This window comes from Nostoc sp. LEGE 12447, assembly GCF_015206985.1.
Classification (GTDB): Bacteria; Cyanobacteriota; Cyanobacteriia; order Cyanobacteriales; family Nostocaceae; genus Nostoc.
This window is the reverse complement of the sequence record NZ_JADEXT010000002.1, coordinates 90455-112793: the sequence shown is the minus strand read 5'-3', so window position 1 is coordinate 112793 and position 22339 is coordinate 90455. Positions and strand designations below refer to the sequence as shown.

Genomic DNA, 22339 nt, shown 5'->3' with positions numbered 1-22339 from the left:
TTGAAATTTCGCGTCTCTATTAAAATGTAAAAAGTAAAAAGGCAAAAGAAATTTTCTTTTGCCTTTTTATTTTGCTTTATAAAAACACATTTTTAAATCCTCAAAGTTCTGGTTTCTGGCTTTTAAGCTAGAGTCAGTCAATCACAGCGATTCAAAAGTAACATCCTCATAGAAATCTGCAACAGCACACCGAAAATCCACACTTGCCAGATGAATTATATCTTCTTTTTCATAAGGATAAAGTACCCATTGGCTCTCTGGGTTACGGCGAAAACACTCAACATTTAATCGAGTTTGACTTATAAGTACATATTCCTCAAGTGATTCCATCTGTCGGTAGTCAGCAAATTTATCACCTCGGTCAAAGGCTTCTGTTGTCGGAGATAGCACTTCTACAATTAAGCAGGGATAACACAGAAAGTTGTTAAAAGCTCTATCTCGTTGGTCACAACTTACCATCACATCGGGGTAGTAATAGATATTAATCGACTCAATATGTGCTTTAGTATCTGAGATATAAGCCTGACAACCACTCCCGCGCAAATGATTTCTTAGGATAGCAAACACATTTCCGCTAATAATTACATGGGTATTACTTGCTTCTGCCATTGCATAAACCTGTCCCTGTCTATATTCATGCTTCATAGGACTAGTTTCTTCTCCTTTGAGATAGTCTTCTGGAGAAATATAGCTAGAATTTGGAGTTGCAACCATCTGTAATGACCTTGTGTGATGTCTTATATCTAGTTTAAAAGAAGCTTGACGGCTAAATTATTGAGTCACAGTTGCCAGAAATTGCCAAGGTAATTGGTAATTAGAGAAAAGCTATACCAATTACCCATCATTTATTACCGACTTTGTGTCTGAGTTGACACTGTTAATACTTGCGGTGGTGTGGCATCTGGTGGATAGAGAAAGTCTACTTCTACTAAGGAGCGATCGCCAGCTTTCATATTTAATAAAACTAAGGGTTCCCCTGGTTGACCTCTCTTTTGTACTAAATGCACAAACTTAGTTTGCGGCTGATTTTGCTCATCTTTGTAACGTACCCGCACTGTCCCTCGGAAAAATACTTCACGGGCTGGTGTACTCAGAAAGCGTAACCCTGGTTTGACTAGCTGATTCTCCTTCAGTGGGGTTTGTATGGATACACTCACAGTTTGAGGACTTTGAGTATTGTTGTATAGCGGCAACTTGAGATTATATTGAATTCCATAGTTGCCATGAGCGCGATATGCGGTGTCAGGATAGCGCACCAGCATAGTAGCACTTTGTATTTGACCAGTTCCTAACATACCGCCATGTAGGGTACTCAGGGCGTAAGAAAACACTTGACCAGGCTGGGGAATAGTTAAATACCTAGCTTTAGGCTTATCTACTAATAAGGCTCTCCATCGTGAACCAGCAGCCACTCCAGCAACACGCCCATAAATTCTTGGTTTACCTGTTTCCTCTAAGGGAGTGGGTGCTTTATCCCGTGGCCCAGCTAAATCACCATTATTTAGTAAATTCTGCCACTCTTCTAAAGTAGGCGATCGCTCACTGCCATCAGGATTCACCCGTGCAAACATCGCTAGGCTAGCTGCATAGACAGTGCCATTACTTTGCAATCGGAGCAATGTTGACCGACCATTCAGAGGTGGTGTCAATCCCTGTACAGGAATTGGTAAATTTAGTAACATCCGACTTTGCTTTGCTGGAATCTCAATTTGGGCGGGGAAAATCTCTTGTCGTCGTCCCCGCAGCACATCAGACATGACGCGATCGCCTGGGCCAGCAAAAATTGTCCCTAAAGGATTTTCGCTAAAAGATGGTAATTGAATAAATGGTGCATCCGGTTGACTCAAATAACTCGCTGCCTGCCAAATATTCACCTTTACTGCTTCCGAACTAGGGTTATGCAAAATTATCCCTAAATAGAGCGATGTCTCCGACGGGCTACGCCTACGCAAATTCTCTGATGGTTCAGCTCTAGCAACGTGATGGGCAAAAATATCAAATCGTCCCCGAAAGGGAAAATTTAGATGCGCTGTTGGCACTTTTTTGCCATCTGGTGGAAAAGTGGAGAGTAAAATTCCTTCTTTCAACACCAATTCTGGACTATTACTGTTAAAAGTTGGCACTGTATCCAATTGACCTGGTAAAGGACGTACTTCTTGTGTTTGTACGACTTCTTCAGGTGGTTGTGTCGCAGGAGTTGATTGAGCAATTGGGAAAATTAGTAACAATGGCAACATATACTTAGATATTTCTTTCACCATACAGACATTAACAACTTGATGAAAGTGCCTGTTTGTTAATAATTAATACGAAATCTGCAATAACTCCCATCAAATTTTCTTGATTTAGAACCGGAATGTGGGTAAAAAGACAACGGCTTGTAAGTTGATTTTGGTCTAAGTATTCCAAGCCTAAATAGTAAAAACAAATTGACCGCAGTCGTGGCTAATCTGAATTGATGCTTCTTTCGCCACTAATTTTTCTATATCAACTTCTAATTTCTCCACAGCTAGTAAATGCTTCCACACTTAATTGTGTAAGGATTGCAGCCTGCTCACAACAGATAATGTCTTCAGGTTGAATTGCATTGATTTTTTCCATTACCTGAGTATTGGCAAGTTGGACATCTACGGGTAACTGGCGTAAAAAACTCAAGTCATCTGGTATCAGATCGAGTTTGGTAACTTCAAGTAATAAATCATCAGAAGAATTTTGACTGTTGATCTTTTAGGCAAATGTCAAAAGAAGTTAATAGAATTCTTTTCTTCATAACAAATATTATTTAGAATAGAAAAACCCTCCATTAATAAATTTACAAGGAGCAGGTAAATGCCAGTAATTGCGGTCGTAGACTACGAGATGGGAAATTTGCACTCAGTCTGTAAGGGGTTGGAAAAAGCTGGGGCAACTCCTAATGTTACTTATTCTCCAAAGGAATTAGAGCAGGCAGATGCAATAGTTCTGCCGGGAGTGGGAGCATTTGATCCAGCAGTACAACACCTGCGAGCGCGTGGTTTGGAACAACCTATTAAAGATGCGATCGCATCTGGTAAACCTTTTTTAGGAATTTGTTTAGGATTGCAAATTCTCTTTGAATCAAGTGCAGAAGGTACCCAACCAGGACTAGGAATTATCAAAGGAAAAGTGCGCCGATTTCGTCCAGAACCTGACATCACTATTCCTCACATGGGTTGGAATCAGCTGGAAATGACTCAGGCAAAAAGTATTTTGTGGGAGCATTTGCCGTCCGATCCTTGGGTATATTTTGTCCATTCTTACTATGTTGACCCAATAGACCCGCTAATCCGTGCAGCAACCATCACCCACGGTACTCAAACCGTCACAGCTGCGATCGCTCACGAAAATCTGATGGCAGTTCAATTTCACCCCGAAAAATCATCTAATATTGGATTGCAAATCTTGTCTAATTTTGTTGCTCAAGTCCGTGAAAAAATTCCTGCCTAATCTATTTTTGTCATTTGTTCTTTGTCCTTTGTCTAAAATTAATGACCAATGACTAATGACTAATGACCAATGACTAATAACCAATGAGCCTGAGAATTTACGGTAATCGCCAGCTAAAAACTTTACCAGGGAAAGAAACTAGACCTACCAGTGCGCGGGTAAGGGAGGCAGTCTTTAATATTTGGCAGGGAGAAATTGCAGGTTGTCGCTGGCTAGATTTGTGCGCCGGTACTGGTTCAATGGGCGCAGAAGCTTTGTGTAGAGGAGCTAGCCTAGCAGTGGGAATTGAACAATCAAGCCGAGCCTGTGCCACTATCCAACAAAATTGGCAGCAGGTAGCTAATGCCGACGAGCAAGAATTTCGGGTATTGCGGGGAGATATTACGCAGCAGTTAAAGACTTTATCAGGCAAGCAATTCGATAGAATTTACTTTGATCCACCTTATGCCAGTGGATTGTTCCAACCAGTATTAGAAGCGATCGCTCACTATCAACTTTTAGATCCTAGTGGCGAAATCGCAGTTGAACACGCCTCACAAGGTTGGACACCGCCAGAGATTCCCTCTTGGGAAATTTGCCGCGAGAAGGTTTACGGCAACACATCACTTACTTTCTACAGAATTGTGCAATGAGACGATAAGGGAGTGGAAAAGATAAGGGAGAGAGGGGAGAAAAATTGCTTCTTTGTCCTTCATAGTCCCCTTGTCTCCCCTACTCAGCACGGGCTAAACCCTAGCTATCCGCTAACAGCACAGGCTAAATGCCCCGCTACAGCTAATAAAACTCCCTCAACCGCCCAACTGATTGGGGCGCTTGTATTGCTTATAGGCAGCGTAAAACAGTCCGGCGAGGGTGACGAAAACTAGACCAAGGACAATACCTGATAGCAGGGGTTCAACCACTGGAAATCTCCTCTTTGTAATGATTAAATATTCGTTGCCTGTTTTTGATTTTACCAAATTTAGTATGAATCCTGCGTCCTATAGACTTTTTGAAGGGCAACTGCTCAGAAAAAAATAGTCTTCTGTGCTTGCAGACACGATCAAGAACTTTTAAGCTATGTGTAGGAAAAGAAAACTTTTTAGCACACCTAGACTTTCACCGCAAACCTTTTGGATAACCAGATTACCAAACCTGAAATTTTGATTCAGCGCATCGTTTTATTGACGCTGGCCATACTGCTATCAGTCCCTTTGGGCTTTTTTGGTGTTCAGTTGGTTCAAGCCTCCGATCCTTATGTCAAGAGTGTTTTATCTCTAACAGGAAACCCAGTTCAAGGACACGCGATCTTTCAAATTAACTGTGCTGGTTGTCATGGTTTGGAAGCAGACGGGCGAGTAGGGCCAAGTTTGCAGGCTGTTTCCAAGCATAAGTCTCAATATGGATTGATTCACCAGGTAATCAGTGGCGAAACCCCGCCAATGCCAAAATTCCAGCCTAGCACCCAAGAAATGGCCGATCTTTTGAGCTATTTAGAGTCGTTGTAAACGTTAAATTTTTCGGGTTGCGGGATACGTGTAGCAGATTTCAAGTTGGGTATTGTATACAAGCTAAGTTTCAAAGCCAGGAATAAAGCGTGTTTAACTTCCGTTAGCGTAGCCCATTCTGAATTATGACTCTTAAATTCTGTTGTAAATCCCTTATGGAAAAAGGCAATACATCAAAATGTTACCTTTTTCGATCTGAGAACTTACGCAAAACTACACGCGGCAGGGGCAATACCCTGCGGGTTCGCTGAAAGCGTTCTCGTAAGAGTAGCCGCTTCTCTACGAGACGCTCCGCGAATGCGTCTACATGAATTGCCCCTACCGGAGAATAAAGATTTGGACCAATACTTTTCGGGTTTTGGGGAAAAGGGGAAAGGGAAAGGGTTTGAATTTCCCTTTCCCCATTGCCCTTTAACCTTTCCCAGACCAAAAGAGAGATTATTGGGTTTAACCGAAAAGTATTGAGGTTTGGGCTATTTTTTACCTAAGTCCTGAATTTCTGGAAACTTGTAATAAATATTATTGATCTATATTTCCAGAAGCGATCGCATCTAATTTCTTAGGATCGAGTATGATAATCTTCCCACCACGACGATAGTCAATTACTGACTTGAGACTTTTAATTAACCGCACACATTCTTCGTAAGTAATCCCGCTACTGCGAGCCATGCGATAATAAGACAATTTGACTTTTAAACACTCGCCTTGTGGACTTAATTCAGTTCCAGATTCGGCAGCAAAATATTGAATTAATCTGGCAAGGCGAACAATAGCTCTTTCAGAAACTAATCCGTGTACTGTCTCATGCAATTGCTGAATCCGACTGTTAAACACCATCAGCATTCGTAATGCAATTTCAGGGTTTTGTCCAATCGCTTTTAATAAAGCATCTCTCTCTATAGTGAGAATTTCACAATCAGATTCAGCAGTTACGGTGGCTGGAGAAATTCCATTGCCTAATAAAGCAGGAGCCGCAAAAATTTCCCCAGTCGCTAAGGTGCGGAGAATCGTTTCTTTCCCCGTCATTGCTATTTTGGTAACTTGAATTGCTCCACTGGCAACAGCATAGAGTTTTGTTGGTAAAACATCACCCTCATGGAGAATAATCTCTCCTTTGCGATGGCGTTGCACCTGAGTGTAAGGTTGCAAATTTACTTTGTCTGCTGTTTCTAAACCTGCAAACACAATAATTTGCGAAAGTTGTTCCAGGGATGCCTGCATGATTAGCCTGATATCGCAAAGGCTGGACGATGATGAATCCAAGGGTTCGCCGCTTCTAATTGTGCTGCTAGGTTGATGAGGGTAGCTTCAGCCGCAGGTTTACCAATTAGTTGCACACTTATGGGTAAACCCTTACTATCAAAGCCTACAGGAATTGCGATCGCAGGTTGTCCAGTTGCATTCGCAGGTGGACAAGGGGCAATCCACTCAATAATATTTTGGAATGTCTCTTCTGGACTCAGCGAAGCCCATTCTCCAACGCGGATAGGTGAATGGAGATAAACTGGCAATACCAGCACATCCACGGTATCGAAAAAGGCTACAATCTGTCGTGCCACAATCTGCATTTGGGAAACTGCTTGGAGGTACTGGGCAACAGAACCTGTGCGTGCAAATAGCCAACGATTTAATGGTTGCATGGCTTCAACAGGAAGTCCTGACGCAGCTACCCCAGCTTGCCAAACGATTTGAAATGGTTCAACTAAACCGCTAAAATCTGGGGATTTCTGTTCAAGGTGGTGGCCGAGTTGTTCTAATAACTGGACTGTTTGACGGACACCTTGCTGACAGTTAGCATCAGCTTCTCCCAAAGGAGAAATATTAGTATCAAAGGCAATTCGCAAAGCACCCAATTTTGTCTGAGTAGCAGCGAGAAATGATGGCTCCGGATCTGGCAACCAGTAAGGATCGCCTGTGACATAGCCAGATATAGTATCCAATAGGGCAGCAGCATCAGCCACAGTCCGGGCGATGGGGCCGTTGACGGCAATTCCAGCGAGGCGTTCGCCTACAGGTGCTTTACTCACCCTACCCCTGGATGGTTTAAGTCCCACCAAACCACAACAAGCCGCAGGGCCACGAATTGAACCACCACCATCAGAACCTTGAGCGATCGCACACAATCCTGCTGCTACCGCCGCCGCCGCGCCACCACTGGAACCGCCTGGGGTGTATTCTAAATTCCACGGATTTCTCGCTGGAGGAAAACCCGTAGGCTCACTGTATGGTAATGAACCTAATTCAGAAGTGGCTGTTTTACCAAGAATAGTAAACCCAGCTTGCTTAATCCGTGTTACAACTCCATCATCATAGTTAGGGATATTGTTTAGTAATACTGGATTTCCATAAGTACAGGTAACATCAGCTACAGCGTTGAGGTCTTTAATGGAAATTGGCACACCAAAAAATGGTGGTAGTTCTGAGGTAGTTGTCAATAATTCTGTTTTGGCTTTGGCATCTGCGATCGCTAATTCTGCCGTCACCGTAAAATAACTTCCTAATTGGGGATTTAATTGCCCAATCCGTTCTAAATATATTTCTACCAACTCTAGAGGGGATACTTCCCGGCGACGAATTAATTGCGCCAACTCTAGTGCTGGGGTAAATGCTAAATCAACTTCATTCATAGGTTAGTGAATGGGTAATTTTGTCTTTTTCTGGGATTTTTAAACTGAAATTGTTACTTTACCAGGATTTACGGGAATTATACATTTTATAGATCCTAAGATTTATCACTCAACTAGGATGCTTAGATGTGTGGTTATGTTCTGACTCCAGCTATTTTAATTGTTTCGTATAAACTTTCGACAAATCCCTAAGAGGTATTTATGGCTAACCTAGAAATACTTGTTAGCGAATTGCCAACACTAATTCAGAATCTCAAACTGACTATTGGCGATTCTAATAAAATCATGGAACAAATTATCTCGATTAATAATGCTCAAGAACAACTACGAAATATTAAAAAATTAATTGCCCAGGAATTGAGATTGGAGAACGTCAAAAATTCTGCGATCGCTACACTTCCTCGAATAGGCACTGTAGCTAGTTTGTTTCTACCTAGTGTTGGATTAGTAGATCAAGCGATCGCAGACAAATTTGGACATTCAAAAACTAAAATTTCATTAACTGATTTACAATCCAAAATCGATGACTGGATAGAATGGGGTTATTTTTTGCAAGCAATAGCTGCTGATATTCTCAGTGATGATAGTTTAGTCAATCAACTAAATTCTGATATTAATCATCTCAGTTTATTTGCACAATTTCAGATAATTTTCGAAGATTTAAAAATTAACTTAGTCTTTGATAAGTCTCATATTTTAGAGGATCAAATCCAAAAAATTAATAATTACCAAAATGAATTATTACAATTAAGACAGAAGTTAAATTATGTTTTTGATACTATTAAAAATAGTCGTAGCTTATTAAATATTTTATTAGGAGTGTCTGCTTTTTGTGGGAAGTCTGGCTTTGCCTTAGAATGGTTAGATGATGACCACGAATTAATTATATCGAGTGGTAGTAAATTTCAAGAATTGACCGATATTCTTAATGATTGCGATCATCTCCAAGAACAAATTGCTGTTTTAATTATTCAGAGTGACACTTTAAGGGAACAGGCAGAAAAAGCCCTAAAAAAGATAGAAAAAGAAAATCATAATAAAGCAACTATTAGCCAGCATATACAAATATTACCAAATTTTTCGACACCCAAGATAGTACGTTCGGTTTTGATCATAGTCTCAAGTTTATTAGTCTTGGGTTTTGGTAGCTGGAAAATTAAAGAACAAAGTCTCCAATGGCAGCAGATGAATCTAAGTTTAACTCAAGAAGAAAATGCAAATGCTAAGTTTAAATCTGCTCAAAAATTCGGTATGGAGGCTGCTGCTCTAGTTCAAAAACCACCACATCCTCTAAAAGTCTGGCAACAAGCAGAAACTAAATGGCATCAGGCAATTATCTTATTAGATAGTATTCCTCATCAAACATCAGTTTATGACAGGGCAAAGAAGAAATTAGCTTACTATCAGATTAACTATAAATCTATCAGTCAAAGAATCTTAGTAGAAAAGCAAGCTTTAGCAAACTTAGAATCAGCCCAAAAACTAGCAATAGAAGCTAATTTATTTGTAAATAGTTCACCTCATTCGCTACTAGTTCGGCAACAAGCACAATACAAATGGGTGCAAGCAATTAATTTATTACAAGCTATTCCAGAGAGTACATCTGTCTCTGTACAAGCTAAAGAAATTCTTACTGTTTATAAAAATAATTATGCCGCTATTAGTCAAATATAGTAGTCCTAACTAAATGATTCGTGAAAAACTAGATACCGTAAGTTTTCACATATAAGATTGACTCATCTTTGCATCAATCTTATATGTGAGAACGAACCTAGCGTAAAAAATAAAGAGGCAAATTGTCATCTGGTGACACTTTCCCTCTCTTAACAACAGATAATTAAAACTAACAATTACACCTTAGAACGGTCAGTCAAAATCTCATAACCCGTGTCTGTAACTAACACTGTATGCTCAAACTGAGCCGACAAAGAATTATCCACAGTGACTGCTGTCCAACGGTCAGATAATGTCCGGGTGTGTCTAGAACCCGCATTTAAAATTGGCTCAATTGCCAGCGTCATCCCCGCACGGAGTTTAACATTTGGCATCTCGCGGGTACGGTAGTTGAATACTGAAGGTTCTTCGTGCAAGTTACGACCAACGCCGTGTCCAGTGAATTCTTCGACTATACTAAAGCCGTTCGCTTTCACATGGTCTTCAATTGCTCCAGCTAAGTCAAGTAGGTATACACCAGCCTTTACTTGTTCAATGCCCTTAAATAAAGCTTCTTCTGCTACGCGAATTAATTTAGCAGCTTCTTCTGTCACTTCACCGACAGCAATTGAAATGCAAGAATCACCATGAAAGCCTTGGTAATAAGCGCCAGTATCTACTTTTAATACATCTCCCACACGAATCACTTTTTTGGGGCTAGGAATGCCATGCACTGCTTCATTATTAATGCTGGAGCAGATAGAACCAGGAAAACCGTGATATCCTTTAAAACTCGGTGTTGCCCCCATTTCGCGGATGCGCTTTTCTGCGTGAGCATCCAAATCAGCCGTTGTCATTCCTGGCTTTACTAGCTCGGAAATTTCTTTTAAGACAGTTGCCACAATTGCCGATGATTGCCGCATGATTTCAATTTCACGCGGCGATTTAATTTCAATTCCTCGGCGTTGTTTTTTCGCAGGTGCAGGCTGAGTTGCTTGAGAAAGTAAGTTACTGAAAATGTTCATGGGAAATTAATAATTACTGTTGGCTTTGTCGATGAAGTATGAATGCTTTCTCTAGATTACTTGAGAAATAATATCTATAATTTAAGTTATTTCAATCCCTGATAAGGATTATTGCAGTTTAGTCACTAATGTATACAGAATAACATATTCACTTACTCCTGATATTTTAGACTTCAGACAAAATCGCCCTAACTTATTTTTCGCTCCCAACTAAACCTCATTTATGTTGAAACCTAGAGTTTTTTAAAAGATATATTTATGTAGGTTAGGTGGAGTGAAACGCAACCCAACATTACCACCAAAGTTTATGTTGGGTTATGCTATTGTTGCACCCAACCTACAAAACTACGGTTCTCAAGGTAGACGAGGTTTATACGATTTAGCTTAATTATCTTTAATTGAAACACTAGACGGCTATTAAATACTGAGTCGAACAATTTTTAGTTGTTGATGGCAATTTCTCCAGTCATGCCTGCTTCCGTATGTCCTGGTATTGAACAACGTAAGCCATAAGTTCCAGATTTTAAGGGCACAAATACCCATTCCGCCGCAGCACCCGGCTTGAGTTCCAGTTCGTGAATAGCTCCTTTAATTTCTACTTTGCCTGCTTGGACTTTTTGTGTCCAGATGCTATCGGCAAAGTCTTTAGCAGTAAAATAGTGCTTCAGTTGGCTGGGATTGGTAAGCCGAAGTTGATAGCGTTTGCCAGCCTCGAATTCCAGATGATTTGGCTCAAATTTGAGTTCGTTAGCCGAATTACCCAAGCTAATTGTAATTTCTGTAGCTGGTTGCTTAAGCAAATCACCAGACAAATTTGCCGCCATTACTGGAGTCGCAGTGATGAAATTTAAGCTTATTAACAACGTTAATATTACGTAGCTACGACGTAATATTTGCAGCCAATCAGTATTTGGAAAAGTCAGAGATGCAATTAAAATTTGGTATAAATGGTTGTAAATTTTCATTGGTAGTTCTCAAAAGGCAATGCTGATGAGCAGGAACAATTCATAGGTAGCGGGGAAAACCGCTTTACCTATTCTTTATTATCCATGCCCAGCGCCCATCTCTACCTAATGCTTTTCTCTGCTAACACAGATGGCCCAGCAGTAACAACTACGATTTGATCTGGGTGGAGTAATTCACGAGCTGCTTGATTAACTTGCTCAAAGGTGACTTTCTGAAGTTTGTCAGTAAAGGTATGCAATTCTACTTTATCTAGTCCATACACCTCATTCATCAGAATTCTATCTGTTAATTCTTCTGGGTTTGCCAGGGAAACGTTGTAGTTGCTGATGAGCGTGCGTTTAGCTGTTTCTACTTCTAGCGCAGTCACACCTTGTTGATGGATTTGCTGTAGTATTTGGCGAGTACTAGCGATCGCTTGACTAGTATCAGCTGGACTAGTTTGCATTTCTATCAAAAATGTGCCTGCATTCTTCCCGGCTTGGAAGTAGCTATAAATTCCATAGCTCAAACCTTGGCGATCGCGTACTTCTGCACCAAGTCTACTAGATAAAGTATCGCCTCCCAAAATCTGGTTCAATACTAAGGCTGCGTGAAACCGAGGATCGTAACGCTTAATACCTGTGTAACCCATATATGTCACTGCTTGGGCTTTGCCTGGTAAAACTGGGTTGACACTCACTATTTTCTCCGGCATTGATACCGGAGGATATTTTAATGTGGGTGCTTGGCCGCTAGCTTCCCAGTTACCAAACTCATTTTTAATGAGCGATCGCATTTTGTCTATATCAAAATCTCCCACCAGCGCTAACACTGTCGTATCTGGACGATAATGTTTAGCTTTGAAATCGATCACATCCTGGCGTTGAATCTGCTGTAAACTCTCCTCTGTGGGAAAAGTGTGTAAAGGATGTTTTTTCGGATAAATTGACTGCACAAATATTCTTCTGGCTACTTCTGCTGGCTCATCTAATTCCAGTTGCAGATCGGTTAAAGTTTGTTGGCGATGTAATTCCAATTCTTGTGCGGGAAAGGTACTATTTTTAACAACATCTGCCAATATTTCTAGAATTACTGGCAAATCCCCTGCTAAACTATCACCCTCGATATGTACACCTTCACGATGTACTTCAAAGTTGAGACTCGCCCCTCGTTCTGCCAATATTTTGGCAATAGTTAAGACATCTTTGCTCTTAGTACCATTTAGCAAATTATCTGCCACAAAAGCAGCTAATCCTGCTCGATCGTCTGGATCAAATTCTGTACCGGCTTGAATATAGCCGCTTAGAGTAACGGTGGGAGTACTATGATCGGGTAACAGTAATATCCGCAGCCCGTTAGTAAGTTTAAATTCCTGTGGTAGAACTTGGGCAATCGTATCTGTAGCTAAATCCACAGGCGGTAAGTATTTCACCACCTCAGAAGGAAGCACAGGCACGCCAGGAGAGAAATTTTCTGTCGTTTGGGCTGAGTCTGGTTTGTCGCCAACCCCTGTTATCTGCTTTTGAGTTGGTTCAAAAAAGCCTACTGTCCTGGCTTCTTTAGTAAGGTATTTGTTAATAACAGCGACAACATCCGTCGGCTTCACCAGACGAACGGCAGCCAAATAGCGGTCAGTGTAGCGATAATCACCACCAGTCGTCTCATCATTGCCCAATCGCATTGCTTGAGAGGTGATATCACGGTTACTCAAAATCACATCTGCTGTTAATTGGGTTTTGGCTCGTTCTACTTCCTCAGTTGTCACGCCTTTTTCTGCTACATTTGCGATCGCGCGACTCAACACTGAGTCAATTTTTTTCAAATCTTTTTTAGATCCAGCCGTCACCAAAACCTCATACCAGCCAGATTCTCGCAAACTGGTAACAGATGCTGTAACTTCACTAGCTAAACCTGATTCCACCAATGCCTGATAAAGTCTAGAATTGCGTCCTTCTGTAAAGATGTAATCCATCACATCCAACGCCGGCACATCTGGTTGATTTGCATCCGGTAGCGGATACACAACTTGTAACAGTCGCCCTGCTCCCGGTTCTCGCAACACTATAGGGGATGAAGAAGATGACGAAGAAATAACTCCTACCTCCTGCCTCCTGCCCCCTGCCCCCTCCCTCCTTGGTAGTTTGCCAAATACTTCTTTAATTGTTTCGAGAGTATTCGCGGTTTGAAAATCTCCAACAATCACTAAGACAGCATTATCAGGGCTGTAAAAATTACGGTAATATTTCTGTACTTGCTCAACTTCAAATTTCTCAACATCAGCTTTAGTGCCACCTACAGGCAACCCATAAGCATGATTAGGAAACACTGCCTGCATGACGGCGCGGTTGAGGCGATATTCTGGACTATTTTCGTAACCTTGCAACTCAGAAATTACTACTCGTTTTTCACTCGCTAGTTGTTCTGGCTCAATCTGGGAATTTTGCATTCTGTCTGCTTCCAGCACTAAGAGCGCTTTTAGCTTGTTACGCTCCACAGTACCGTAATATGCGGTTTGGTCATAGCTGGTAAAAGCATTGGAATCACTACCTAAAGCACTAAACAAACGGCCAAATTGAATCGGACGATTTTTCGTGCCTTTAAACATCAGGTGTTCCAACTGGTGGGCAATGCCATTCACCCCTGGTTCTTCGTTGCGTGAGCCAACCTTGTACCACACCTGCACCGTCACCACTGGCGCAGTATGCACTTCCTTTGTTAGGACAGTTAGACCATTTTCTAGCACTGTCTTATGGACGTTTTCTGTCAGTGTTGAGGGCATTATTCTTTTTGCTAGCAAGGTTGACTGGGATTTTTCTTTGTTAGATATGGCTGTATGTTGACTATTAGCAGGTCGATCGCTCAACAAAAAAACCGCTACTAGCCATAAGCTTAAAATTAATAACGGCAAGGAATATTTATAAAATCTAGACAATCCATACATGTACTTAGAAAATATATCTGTAAATTAATTTACATAATTATTTTGGTGAGTGACCAGAGTTTAATATGGCCAAAAAATCTGTTACCTCGGCAACAATACAGAAAAACAATATATTAGCAATAAAGGTAATAAAAAAGCTAAATTATGGCAGTTTTGCTAAAACCCGAATGAATTCCAGAGGTAAGCCATCAGTGTCGGCGATGAAAGCTACTTCGTAAATGCGATCGCCTATTTGCTGTTGTGTCGGTTCTAAAAGTACCTTTAACGGTTGTAATTCTTTGGTTTGACTCTCAGCAGCAAGCAATACACGTTTCTGTAAATTTGTCAACCAGCTAGGTAAATCTGGTGTAATCTCAGTTAAATCGAACGAGAGATGATAGTACCCGACATAATGCTCGTCAGCAAAGGCATCCGGGGCTGGCTTGGGTTCGGGAATTTGGATCAGTTCAATTCTGCCACCCAACCCTTCCATCCAGCAAGCTAGCGTGTAGCCTGTAGTAAAGCGTTCCGAAATTGTAAATCCTAAATGTTCGTAGAAAGCGATCGCTCGATGAATATTCGCAGTCCGAATAGAAGCGTGGTGCATATTAATCCTTAGTCCTTAGTCCTTAGTCATTTGTCTTTTGTTATTCACTAATGACAAATGACTAATGACTAATGACCATTATTCAAACAACCTGAAATAAGGGTAGCGTACAGGGACACCAGGCTCTTTTTCCAAGTCAAAATTAATCACTTCCCAACAGGGATCTTCTGAGGTATCGGGGCTAAACTCTACGGGTAAGCCGTATAGCCGAGCAGCGGTAACTTCTGGTTGTCCAGAACGCCAAGGTGTACTGCGTTCTAAATAGCCACTCATCAATTCCTGATAGCGGTGAGCAATAATCACTTTTGTGGCTCGATAACCTTGGGTATAGAGCTTATCTAATGCTTCGTGAATTTCAAACCGAATACCATCGGGATGAGTATGCTGCCTATACCATTCATTATTCCACCTCCGCCAATGACGGCCTGATTGCAAATGGATTAACTCTCCATTTTGAGGATTAGCTTCAAAAGCGCCATGACGCGGACACAAATAGGTATCTGTTAATGTCAGCGCCGGAATAGTCTGGCGACAATGAGGACACTGTATTTCCGGCCCAAACATCGGGTACTGAAAGCCTGGATTCATCATGAAGTGCGTACAAACATAATTTTGTCTTCACCAGCACTAGTGGATTGGATTATACACTTCGGCTCTACCACTTTGGGTTACTTGTTGACTGCTGCACAGACACAGAGTTGCGGCAGTAACATTGTTCACTAGTGTTTTCCTCAGCGTAGAGGCTTGACGCTGTGATATCCTGGTCGTGCAACCAGCCTCAAAGGTTGGAGTTTCTCCAGTGTTCCTTGGTACCATTATTCATATTCTATCGTGTCTACCGCTTCTTACTGGACATCTCCTGATTTTTCTCAAGCTGCCTTCATTGCAGCCAATGCTGTTGTTATGGGTTCGGTAAATATAGCAGCAGGGGTGAGCATTTGGTATGGAGCAGTAGTTAGAGCAGATGTAGAACGCATTGAAATTGGCGAATGCACAAATATTCAAGATGGTGCAATTCTACATGGCGATCCTGGTTTTCCGACAATTTTAGAAGATCATGTTACCGTAGGGCATCGCGCTGTGGTACATTCCGCTTACATTGAGCGTGGAAGTTTGATTGGCATTGGCGCGGTTATTTTAGACGGGGTACGAGTGGGTGCTGGTAGCATTATTGGTGCTGGCGCAGTCGTAACTAAAAATATACCGCCTTTGTCACTAGTTGTAGGTGTTCCAGGCAAAGTGTTACGACAATTAACGGAGGCTGAAGCCGCAGAACTAATTGAACACGCTAAACGTTACCAAAAGTTAGCTTTAGTTCATGCTGGTAAAGGTACAGACATTGGCTTTAGCAAGCCTTAGAGGGAAGAGGGCAGTGCAAGGGGGAGAATAAAAATTACCTCTTTCCCCTCTGATCCCTGCTCTCTTCCCCTATGCCTCTTGTACCCAATGCCCCATACTCAATTTTCAATAATTTAAACATTCTTTACATATATGTTGGGAAAAGTTACCCACTTCAGCTAAAAATAAAAATGAGGGCAGTTGACAAAACTTTAATTTCTACTTAAGAGAGGGGTTCTAGATATGGATATCGATTACCGTATAGCGATCGTTTTAGCACCAGTTGTCATTGCTGCTAGTTGGGCAGTGTTTAATATTGGCGCTGCGGCTTTAAGACAAATTCAAGGCTTTTTGGATCGCGAAGCCTAAATTCGGCTTAATATCATCACTTTTGAACCGTCTGTTTCTACTTACGGAGACAGTCGGTTTTATCACGATTAATGGTGCATTGGGTACAAGAGGCAGAGGGGAAGAGAGCAGGGAGCAGAGGGGAAAGTTACCCTTGCCCCCTTGCCCCCTTGCCCCCTTGCCCCCTTGCCCCCTTGCCCCCTTGCCCCCTTGCCCCCAGTCCTCCTTCCTTGGATATTGATTCTGTAATACAACCCCTTCAACGCTTTGGTGTCCATCTGGGACTCGATCGCATTGTCAACTTATTGGCAAATCTCGGCAATCCTCATCACCAAGTCCCGGTAATTCATGTTGCTGGCACTAATGGTAAAGGTTCCGTCTGTGCCTATCTTTCCTCGGTACTTACTGAGGCTGGTTATCGCACAGGACGCTACACTTCCCCCCATTTAGTCGATTGGACGGAACGTATTTGTTTGAATGAACAGCCAATTTCTTCTGAAGAACTGAGCCAATTATTAGAAAAAGTCCAAGCAGTTATTCAGGCTGGTGACGAGGAGATCCCCCCAACCCCCCTTCAAAAGGGGGGCTATGTTTCCCACTTGGAGGAGGATAGGGGGGATAAAACTTTTTCACAACAGTATGGGAACCCCACTCAGTTTGAAGTAATCACGGCGGCTGCTTGGTTATATTTTGCCCAGCAGCAAGTAGATGTGGCTGTGGTAGAAGTCGGACTAGGAGGGCGTTTAGATGCAACCAATGTCTGTTTGGAACCCATAGTTACTATCATCACTTCCATCAGCCGGGAACATTGGCAACAACTTGGCCCCACCGTCGCGGATATTGCTAGAGAAAAAGCAGGTATTCTCAAACCTGGATGTCCCGTCGTGGTTGGGCAATTGCCACCGGATGCAGAAGAAGTTGTGCGATCGCGTGCTTTAGAATTAAAATGTCCAATTTTTACGCCTCAACCTGCCCGTCAAATCGCTACAGGATGGGCAGAATATCAAACACTTCAAAATTCTCAATTAATTAAATATCCTTTGCCATTAGCGGGACAAATTCAATTAGCAAATTCAGCTTTGGCAATAGCAGCTTTAGAAATTCTCCAACAACAGGGTTGGCATATTTCTGAAGAATCCATAATTAAGGGGATGGCAAAAACTCAATGGCCAGGAAGGATGCAATGGACTACCTGGAACAACCACAAAATATTACTTGATGGGGCTCATAATACTGCCGCTGCCCAAGTTCTTCGTCAGTATGTTGATAGCTTAGACGCAGTTAATCCCAAGCCCATCATTTGGGTTATGGGAATGTTTGCCGATAAGGATCATGCTGATATTTTTGCCGCCCTACTGCGCCCCGGCGATCGCCTTTTTTTAGTACCAATACCAGTAGAATCCTGGCCAGGTAGAACTTCTGCCGATCTAGACTCCTTATCAAACCTAGCTTATAGCCTCTGTACCCAATTAAGCGATCGCCAAATCCATCCAGATTTATTCACAGCACTAGAAGCCGCAATCTCAACCACCACCACAGACAATTTAATCGTTTTATGTGGTTCCCTTTATCTAGTAGGCGATTTTTTAACAACCACCAATATAATTCGTAAATCATAATTACGAATTACGAATTACGAATTACGAATTACGAATTACGAATTTATCTATTGTTCCACTCTTGTGCCGCATCTTCTACGGCTTTATCTACAGTTTTTTGATCTAACATTGCTGCTTGTAAATTCTCATAAATTGCCTTTTGCAGTTTGTTAAAATCCTTCAAAGTAGGGGTTAATATTTCTGCTTGTTGCAGTTGTTTAGCAGTGATAACTCGCGCTTTTTCTACTGTAGAAGCATTAGCTGGAACATCTTTAAAGTAACTATCAGATAATGCTTTGATTGTAGAAGGTAGAACATTTGCAGCTTTCGCAAAAGCTAACTGATTTTCGTCATTGGTGACAAATAAAGCAAACTTCACAGCGCCATCTGGTTGTTTGCTATCACGGGGAATAACTATGTTCATCACCGCGACATTTTTCTTACCTGTGTCACCAGTGAGTTGAGGTGCTATTGCTGAAGCTTGGGCGATTTTCGGGGCATTATTAGCGATCGTTTTCAGAAACTCTGGCCCAGAAGCTAGAAACACAGTTTCTCCAGATTGATATAAATCGATCGCATGGCGATGTCCTTGCGTTAAAGCCTCTTTAGGCAGAAGCCCTTTTTTATACAAGTCTACCCAGTATTGAAACGCTGCCTTACCTTGTGCTGAATTAAACGCTGCTTTCCCCTCAGCATCTACTAGGGTGACTCCCATTTGCACGAAAGATTCCAGCACTTCACCGGAATCTTGCGGCACGAAAGTTACAAAAAAGGCATATTTGCCAGTCTTATCTTTAATTTGTTGTGCTGCTTGTGCTAATTCCGCGTAGGTTGCGGGTACCTTATTGATACCTGCCTGTTTTAATAAATCAGTGTTATAAATGGTTAACCTTGTGGTGAGATACCAGGGAAACCCAAAACTCTTGCCATTAAGCGTACTGGCTTTCCAGATATTCGGTAGATAGGAGGAACGTATATCGTTTGAGACTTTCGCATCTAAATCTAACCAGGCATTTCGACCCGCCAGTTGGGAAGCGAAACCCGGATTGAGGTTAACTACATCAGGTGGCGTTTTTGCTGAGACAGCTGTTAAAATTTTGTTCTCCATAGCTGCCCAAGGCACATCAACCCAGTTAATCTTTATACCTGGATTTTGTGATTCAAAATTTGCAATTAGGTTTTTGAAGTAGTCGGTAAATTGAGGTTGGAGTTGCATTGTCCAAAACTCAATAGTTGCCCCTCCTGAATTAGCTTGTTTTGTATTTGTACTAACATTACCTGTGCTGCAACTTACAATCCAACTGGTTAATAAGCCAAGCAGTGCCAAAGCAAGAAGTTGTTTAAATTTTCGCAATTGAATCATTTTCCCAGTATTTTTACGCTTGATCAGTGTGAAAAGCTTAGACAGAATTGTCGAGATTATAGGCTAAATAAATTACGTGTAGAGACGTAATATATTACGTTTCTATCCACAACAAATTTAAATTTTCAATTTAGCAGTCCATCGGGCACAACTGTGGTACAAAAATTCAATCGTCTGTTTGGCAAATCGAATAAAGGGGTCGGCATTGAACTTGCTCCCGAACGGGTAAATGTAGTTCAGCTACGCAAACAGCGTCAAGGCTTGAAACTAGAAACCTTTACATCGGTAGCAGTTCCAGAAGGCGTAGTTACCGATGGTCAAATCACCGATCCCGCAGCAATGGCGCAATTAATCCAGCAGGCGCTAGCTGAAAGCAAAATTAAAACTACTCGTGTTGCCACTGGTGTACCAGGGCGAGATTCCATCGTTCGGATTATACCTGTACCAACGGAGTTAGATGACAAAGAACTGCGAGAAATGGTGCTAAACCATGAAGCAGGTTTGTATTTACCCTATCCTCGTGAAGAAGCTGATGTAGATTATCAGAAACTTGACTACTTTGTAGATGAAGATGGCATTGAAAAAGTACATGTACTTCTAGTAGCCACTCGCAAGGAAATAACGGATACCTATATAAGTACATTCGAACAGGCAGGACTACAAATTGATGTTTTAGAAATTAACAGTTTTGCCCTGATTCGGACTATTCGTGAGCAACTGCGACAATTTGGGCCGCAAGAAGCAGCAGTCCTAGTTGATATAGAGTTCGACAGTACAGAAATCGCCATCATTGTTAACGGAGTACCGCAATTTTCGCGCACAGTGCCCATAGGCACTTATCAAATGCAAACTGCGTTAGCAAGGGCAATGAGCTTACCCACATCACGAGATATGGAACTGTTACACGGAATGATTATTCCCCCAACTCCCCTAGATGGTGGGAAAACCGGTGTTACCGAAATCGATCCTGGTATGGCAGCCATATTAAGAGTATTGGGAGAACTGACGGATGAACTGCGCCGTTCAATCGATTTTTACCTTAATCAAAGTGAAAATTTGGAGGTAGCGCAGATTTTATTAGCTGGGCCAGGAGGTGGACTCCAACAGCTAGATGAATTCTTTACCCAACGATTGAGCTTGCCAACTACCCAAATAGATCCAATTGGGTCTTTGTCGTTAGAAGTTGACACTGATAAATATCCACAGGTACAACGCTCTGGCTTGGCGATTGTACTTGGTTTAGGTATGCGGGAGGTGTAATACCGATTTTAGATTTTGGATTTTGGATTGTCTGTTTTGATAGTTACGCTGTTTGAGAATTCTCAAACCATAAATATTTGTTTCTAATTGGTGTGAGAAAATGTACAGTTTGGATGTTAATTTTCTTAAAGATCGCCCAGCATACCAGCAAAAGCCTGACAGAAAGGGAGGAATATCCCTAAGCTTCCCTACAGGTAATATGACACCAGTGTATGTGGGGGTTGCAGTAGGTATAGGTCTTCCAGCTTTATTGGGAGTTAGTTGGTGGTTGTTGCAAGGGAAGATTGTTGAATTAGATGCTCAGATAGCACAATTCGAACAGGAAAGCAAGAGATTAGATACTGAAATAGGAAATCTGAACAAAATCAAAGCCGAGACGAGTGCAGTTAAAGCGGAAACTCAAGCTTTAGTCACTGTATTTGACCAGATTCGACCTTGGTCAGCAATGCTGCAAGATTTGCGCGATCGCATCCCAACAGCAGTCCAAATCGAAACCATCAAGCAAACCCCACCTATTGCAGTAGTAGCAGGGCAGCCCCCAAACAATCCGGCCGGTGGATTAGAAATTACCGGCTTGGCTCGTTCTTTTAACGATGTCAATGATTTTTTATTGAGTTTACAACAGTCTCGGTTCTTGAAGTCCACAGAAAGCAGAATTGTGACGGCAGCATTAGTAGATGCTCCCTTACCACCAGGTGCAGCACAACCTTCTAGTGGTGTAATAATTAAGCCGCCCCAAGTAGTTAAATACACTATTCAATCGAGCATGAGCGATATTCCAGCTTCGGAATTAATCCGGGAGTTGGAAAAAAAAGGCACGGTGGGGTTAGTAACTCGAATTCGTAGTATGCAACAAACAGGAGTCATTCCAAAATGACGCTGAGTGATGATTTAAATTTTGCCGAACATGGTGGCGAATTCAATTCGGAAACGCCAGCCCACCCCGTGATATTTGGTATTGCCTTTACACCAAAAATCATTGGCATCTTGGTAGGGGTAATTGGTTTAGCGGGAGCAGGTTATATCTTGTTAAACCTGCTAATGCCAGCTTGGGAAAGCTATCAGCAGCAGCAAGCCAAAAGTTCTGAACTGCAAGCGCAAATTGAGCAAAAAAAAGCCAGTATCAAACAGATTGGCAAAATTAAAGAAGAGCTAGCGCAGGCAAAACAGCAAAAAGTTCAGGTTTTAGGTTTATTTGCTAACGAAAAAACCTTAGATACATTGCTGTTAGATTTGAACCGTTTGATTGAGTCTGGCAATACTCCAACTTCTATTAATGCAGTCAGAGCCAAACTGAAGAGATTCGTACCAGTTTCCCAAAAGCCAGAACCAATTACTGATGGTTCTTTAGGACTACTGGTTGACGGCAAGCTGCAACGCAGCACTATCAATGCCGAAGTTACAGGAACTTATGAGCAAACACAATCGATAATTCGTAACATTGAGCGATTACAGCCTTTGTTAATAGTTAAAGATTATCAAGCAAATTTGGCTCCAGTAGAGTCAAGATCCCCATTAGACAAAACATCAGTACAGGTTGGGCCAGCAGCGATTAACACATCATTCCAGTTACAGGTCTTGATGCCACTTAGTCCTGAAGAAATAGCCGCAGCAGCAGCTAAAGCTGCTCCGAAAAAGTAGTTTTTAATTAGTAGTTATGAATTGTGAATTGTGAGTTAGGAGTTATCATTCCTAACTATTCA

General features: G+C 41.8%; 23 protein-coding genes. 10 read left to right on the top strand and 13 right to left on the bottom strand.

The window, feature by feature from the left end:
- Positions 1-141: 141 nt before the first annotated feature.
- The 3 genes from IQ274_RS02985 to IQ274_RS37675 form a co-directional block, all read right to left on the bottom strand.
- Entirely contained in the window at positions 142-714 is a 573-nt protein-coding gene (locus tag IQ274_RS02985; RefSeq protein WP_193867319.1) for a Uma2 family endonuclease, read from the bottom strand.
- Positions 715-848: 134 nt separating this feature from the next.
- The gene (locus tag IQ274_RS02980) at positions 849-2237 is read right to left on the bottom strand and encodes a DUF3370 domain-containing protein (RefSeq protein WP_163928987.1); all 1389 of its coding nucleotides are present in this window, start codon (positions 2235-2237) and stop codon (positions 849-851) included.
- Between the two features lie 250 nt (positions 2238-2487).
- Positions 2488-2655: a hypothetical protein gene (locus IQ274_RS37675; RefSeq protein WP_322745173.1), complete on the bottom strand. Its 168-nt coding sequence runs from the start codon at positions 2653-2655 to the stop codon at positions 2488-2490.
- A gap of 174 nt (positions 2656-2829) precedes the next feature.
- Here IQ274_RS37675 and hisH point away from each other — a divergent pair, with 174 nt between their 5' ends.
- Positions 2830-3465, top strand: coding sequence for an imidazole glycerol phosphate synthase subunit HisH (hisH, locus tag IQ274_RS02970; protein ID WP_012411289.1), 636 nt, complete (start codon positions 2830-2832; stop codon positions 3463-3465).
- An 83-nt stretch (positions 3466-3548) separates the two neighbouring features.
- Positions 3549-4097 carry a 16S rRNA (guanine(966)-N(2))-methyltransferase RsmD gene (gene rsmD / locus IQ274_RS02965; RefSeq protein ID WP_012411290.1) on the top strand — a complete coding sequence of 183 codons (549 nt, stop codon included), beginning with the start codon at positions 3549-3551 and terminating at the stop codon, positions 4095-4097.
- 156 nt (positions 4098-4253) lie between these two features.
- On the opposite strand, the gene petG is transcribed toward rsmD, so the two are convergent.
- Positions 4254-4367: a cytochrome b6-f complex subunit V gene (gene petG / locus IQ274_RS02960; RefSeq protein WP_063721252.1), complete on the bottom strand. Its 114-nt coding sequence runs from the start codon at positions 4365-4367 to the stop codon at positions 4254-4256.
- 210 nt (positions 4368-4577) lie between these two features.
- On the opposite strand from petG, the gene IQ274_RS02955 reads away from it, so the two are divergent.
- Positions 4578-4952 (top strand): c-type cytochrome, encoded by a 375-nt coding sequence (locus tag IQ274_RS02955; RefSeq protein ID WP_163928961.1) that lies wholly within the window; start codon positions 4578-4580, stop codon positions 4950-4952.
- Between the two features lie 519 nt (positions 4953-5471).
- Here IQ274_RS02955 and IQ274_RS02950 read toward each other — a convergent pair.
- A complete protein-coding gene (locus tag IQ274_RS02950; protein ID WP_193867318.1) occupies positions 5472-6173 on the bottom strand; it encodes a Crp/Fnr family transcriptional regulator in 702 nt (233 codons plus the stop codon).
- A gap of 2 nt (positions 6174-6175) precedes the next feature.
- A complete protein-coding gene (locus IQ274_RS02945) occupies positions 6176-7579 on the bottom strand; it encodes an amidase (protein ID WP_193867317.1) in 1404 nt (467 codons plus the stop codon).
- A gap of 201 nt (positions 7580-7780) precedes the next feature.
- Here IQ274_RS02945 and IQ274_RS02940 point away from each other — a divergent pair, with 201 nt between their 5' ends.
- Positions 7781-9253, top strand: coding sequence for a hypothetical protein (locus IQ274_RS02940; protein WP_193867316.1), 1473 nt, complete (start codon positions 7781-7783; stop codon positions 9251-9253).
- Positions 9254-9429: 176 nt separating this feature from the next.
- On the opposite strand, the gene map is transcribed toward IQ274_RS02940, so the two are convergent.
- From map to IQ274_RS02910, 6 genes are all read right to left on the bottom strand, one after another.
- Positions 9430-10257, bottom strand: a complete 828-nt coding sequence (gene map, locus IQ274_RS02935; RefSeq protein WP_163928957.1) for a type I methionyl aminopeptidase — start codon at positions 10255-10257, stop codon at positions 9430-9432.
- A gap of 440 nt (positions 10258-10697) precedes the next feature.
- Positions 10698-11222: a plastocyanin/azurin family copper-binding protein gene (locus IQ274_RS02930; protein ID WP_228058009.1), complete on the bottom strand. Its 525-nt coding sequence runs from the start codon at positions 11220-11222 to the stop codon at positions 10698-10700.
- Positions 11223-11323: 101 nt separating this feature from the next.
- Complete coding sequence (locus IQ274_RS02925) at positions 11324-14143, bottom strand: M16 family metallopeptidase (protein ID WP_193867315.1); 2820 nt, start codon at positions 14141-14143, stop codon at positions 11324-11326.
- 142 nt (positions 14144-14285) lie between these two features.
- The gene (locus IQ274_RS02920; RefSeq protein WP_163939440.1) at positions 14286-14729 is read right to left on the bottom strand and encodes a VOC family protein; all 444 of its coding nucleotides are present in this window, start codon (positions 14727-14729) and stop codon (positions 14286-14288) included.
- A gap of 78 nt (positions 14730-14807) precedes the next feature.
- Positions 14808-15320, bottom strand: a complete 513-nt coding sequence (locus tag IQ274_RS02915) for a TIGR02652 family protein (RefSeq protein ID WP_163939442.1) — start codon at positions 15318-15320, stop codon at positions 14808-14810.
- Between the two features lie 36 nt (positions 15321-15356).
- Positions 15357-15545 (bottom strand): hypothetical protein, encoded by a 189-nt coding sequence (locus tag IQ274_RS02910; RefSeq protein ID WP_228058008.1) that lies wholly within the window; start codon positions 15543-15545, stop codon positions 15357-15359.
- A gap of 15 nt (positions 15546-15560) precedes the next feature.
- Here IQ274_RS02910 and IQ274_RS02905 point away from each other — a divergent pair, with 15 nt between their 5' ends.
- From IQ274_RS02905 to IQ274_RS02895, 3 genes are all read left to right on the top strand, one after another.
- Positions 15561-16088 carry a gamma carbonic anhydrase family protein gene (locus IQ274_RS02905; RefSeq protein ID WP_163939444.1) on the top strand — a complete coding sequence of 176 codons (528 nt, stop codon included), beginning with the start codon at positions 15561-15563 and terminating at the stop codon, positions 16086-16088.
- A 222-nt stretch (positions 16089-16310) separates the two neighbouring features.
- Positions 16311-16436: a photosystem II protein Y gene (locus IQ274_RS02900; protein WP_012411301.1), complete on the top strand. Its 126-nt coding sequence runs from the start codon at positions 16311-16313 to the stop codon at positions 16434-16436.
- A 209-nt stretch (positions 16437-16645) separates the two neighbouring features.
- A complete protein-coding gene (locus tag IQ274_RS02895) occupies positions 16646-18034 on the top strand; it encodes a bifunctional folylpolyglutamate synthase/dihydrofolate synthase (protein ID WP_163937180.1) in 1389 nt (462 codons plus the stop codon).
- Positions 18035-18077: 43 nt separating this feature from the next.
- Here the strand turns inward: IQ274_RS02895 and IQ274_RS02890 are convergent, their stop codons facing one another.
- Positions 18078-19376 (bottom strand): ABC transporter substrate-binding protein, encoded by a 1299-nt coding sequence (locus IQ274_RS02890; protein WP_163937177.1) that lies wholly within the window; start codon positions 19374-19376, stop codon positions 18078-18080.
- A 153-nt stretch (positions 19377-19529) separates the two neighbouring features.
- Between IQ274_RS02890 and pilM the strand changes: the two genes are divergently transcribed.
- The 3 genes from pilM (at position 19530) to IQ274_RS02875 (ending at position 22277) form a co-directional block, all read left to right on the top strand.
- Positions 19530-20636: a type IV pilus assembly protein PilM gene (pilM, locus tag IQ274_RS02885; protein ID WP_114085264.1), complete on the top strand. Its 1107-nt coding sequence runs from the start codon at positions 19530-19532 to the stop codon at positions 20634-20636.
- Positions 20637-20736: 100 nt separating this feature from the next.
- Positions 20737-21513 (top strand): PilN domain-containing protein, encoded by a 777-nt coding sequence (locus IQ274_RS02880; RefSeq protein ID WP_193867314.1) that lies wholly within the window; start codon positions 20737-20739, stop codon positions 21511-21513.
- Positions 21510-22277, top strand: a complete 768-nt coding sequence (locus IQ274_RS02875) for a pilus assembly protein PilO (protein ID WP_163937171.1) — start codon at positions 21510-21512, stop codon at positions 22275-22277. The genes IQ274_RS02880 and IQ274_RS02875 overlap by 4 nt, the downstream gene beginning before the upstream one ends.
- The last annotated feature ends 62 nt before the right edge of the window (positions 22278-22339 follow it).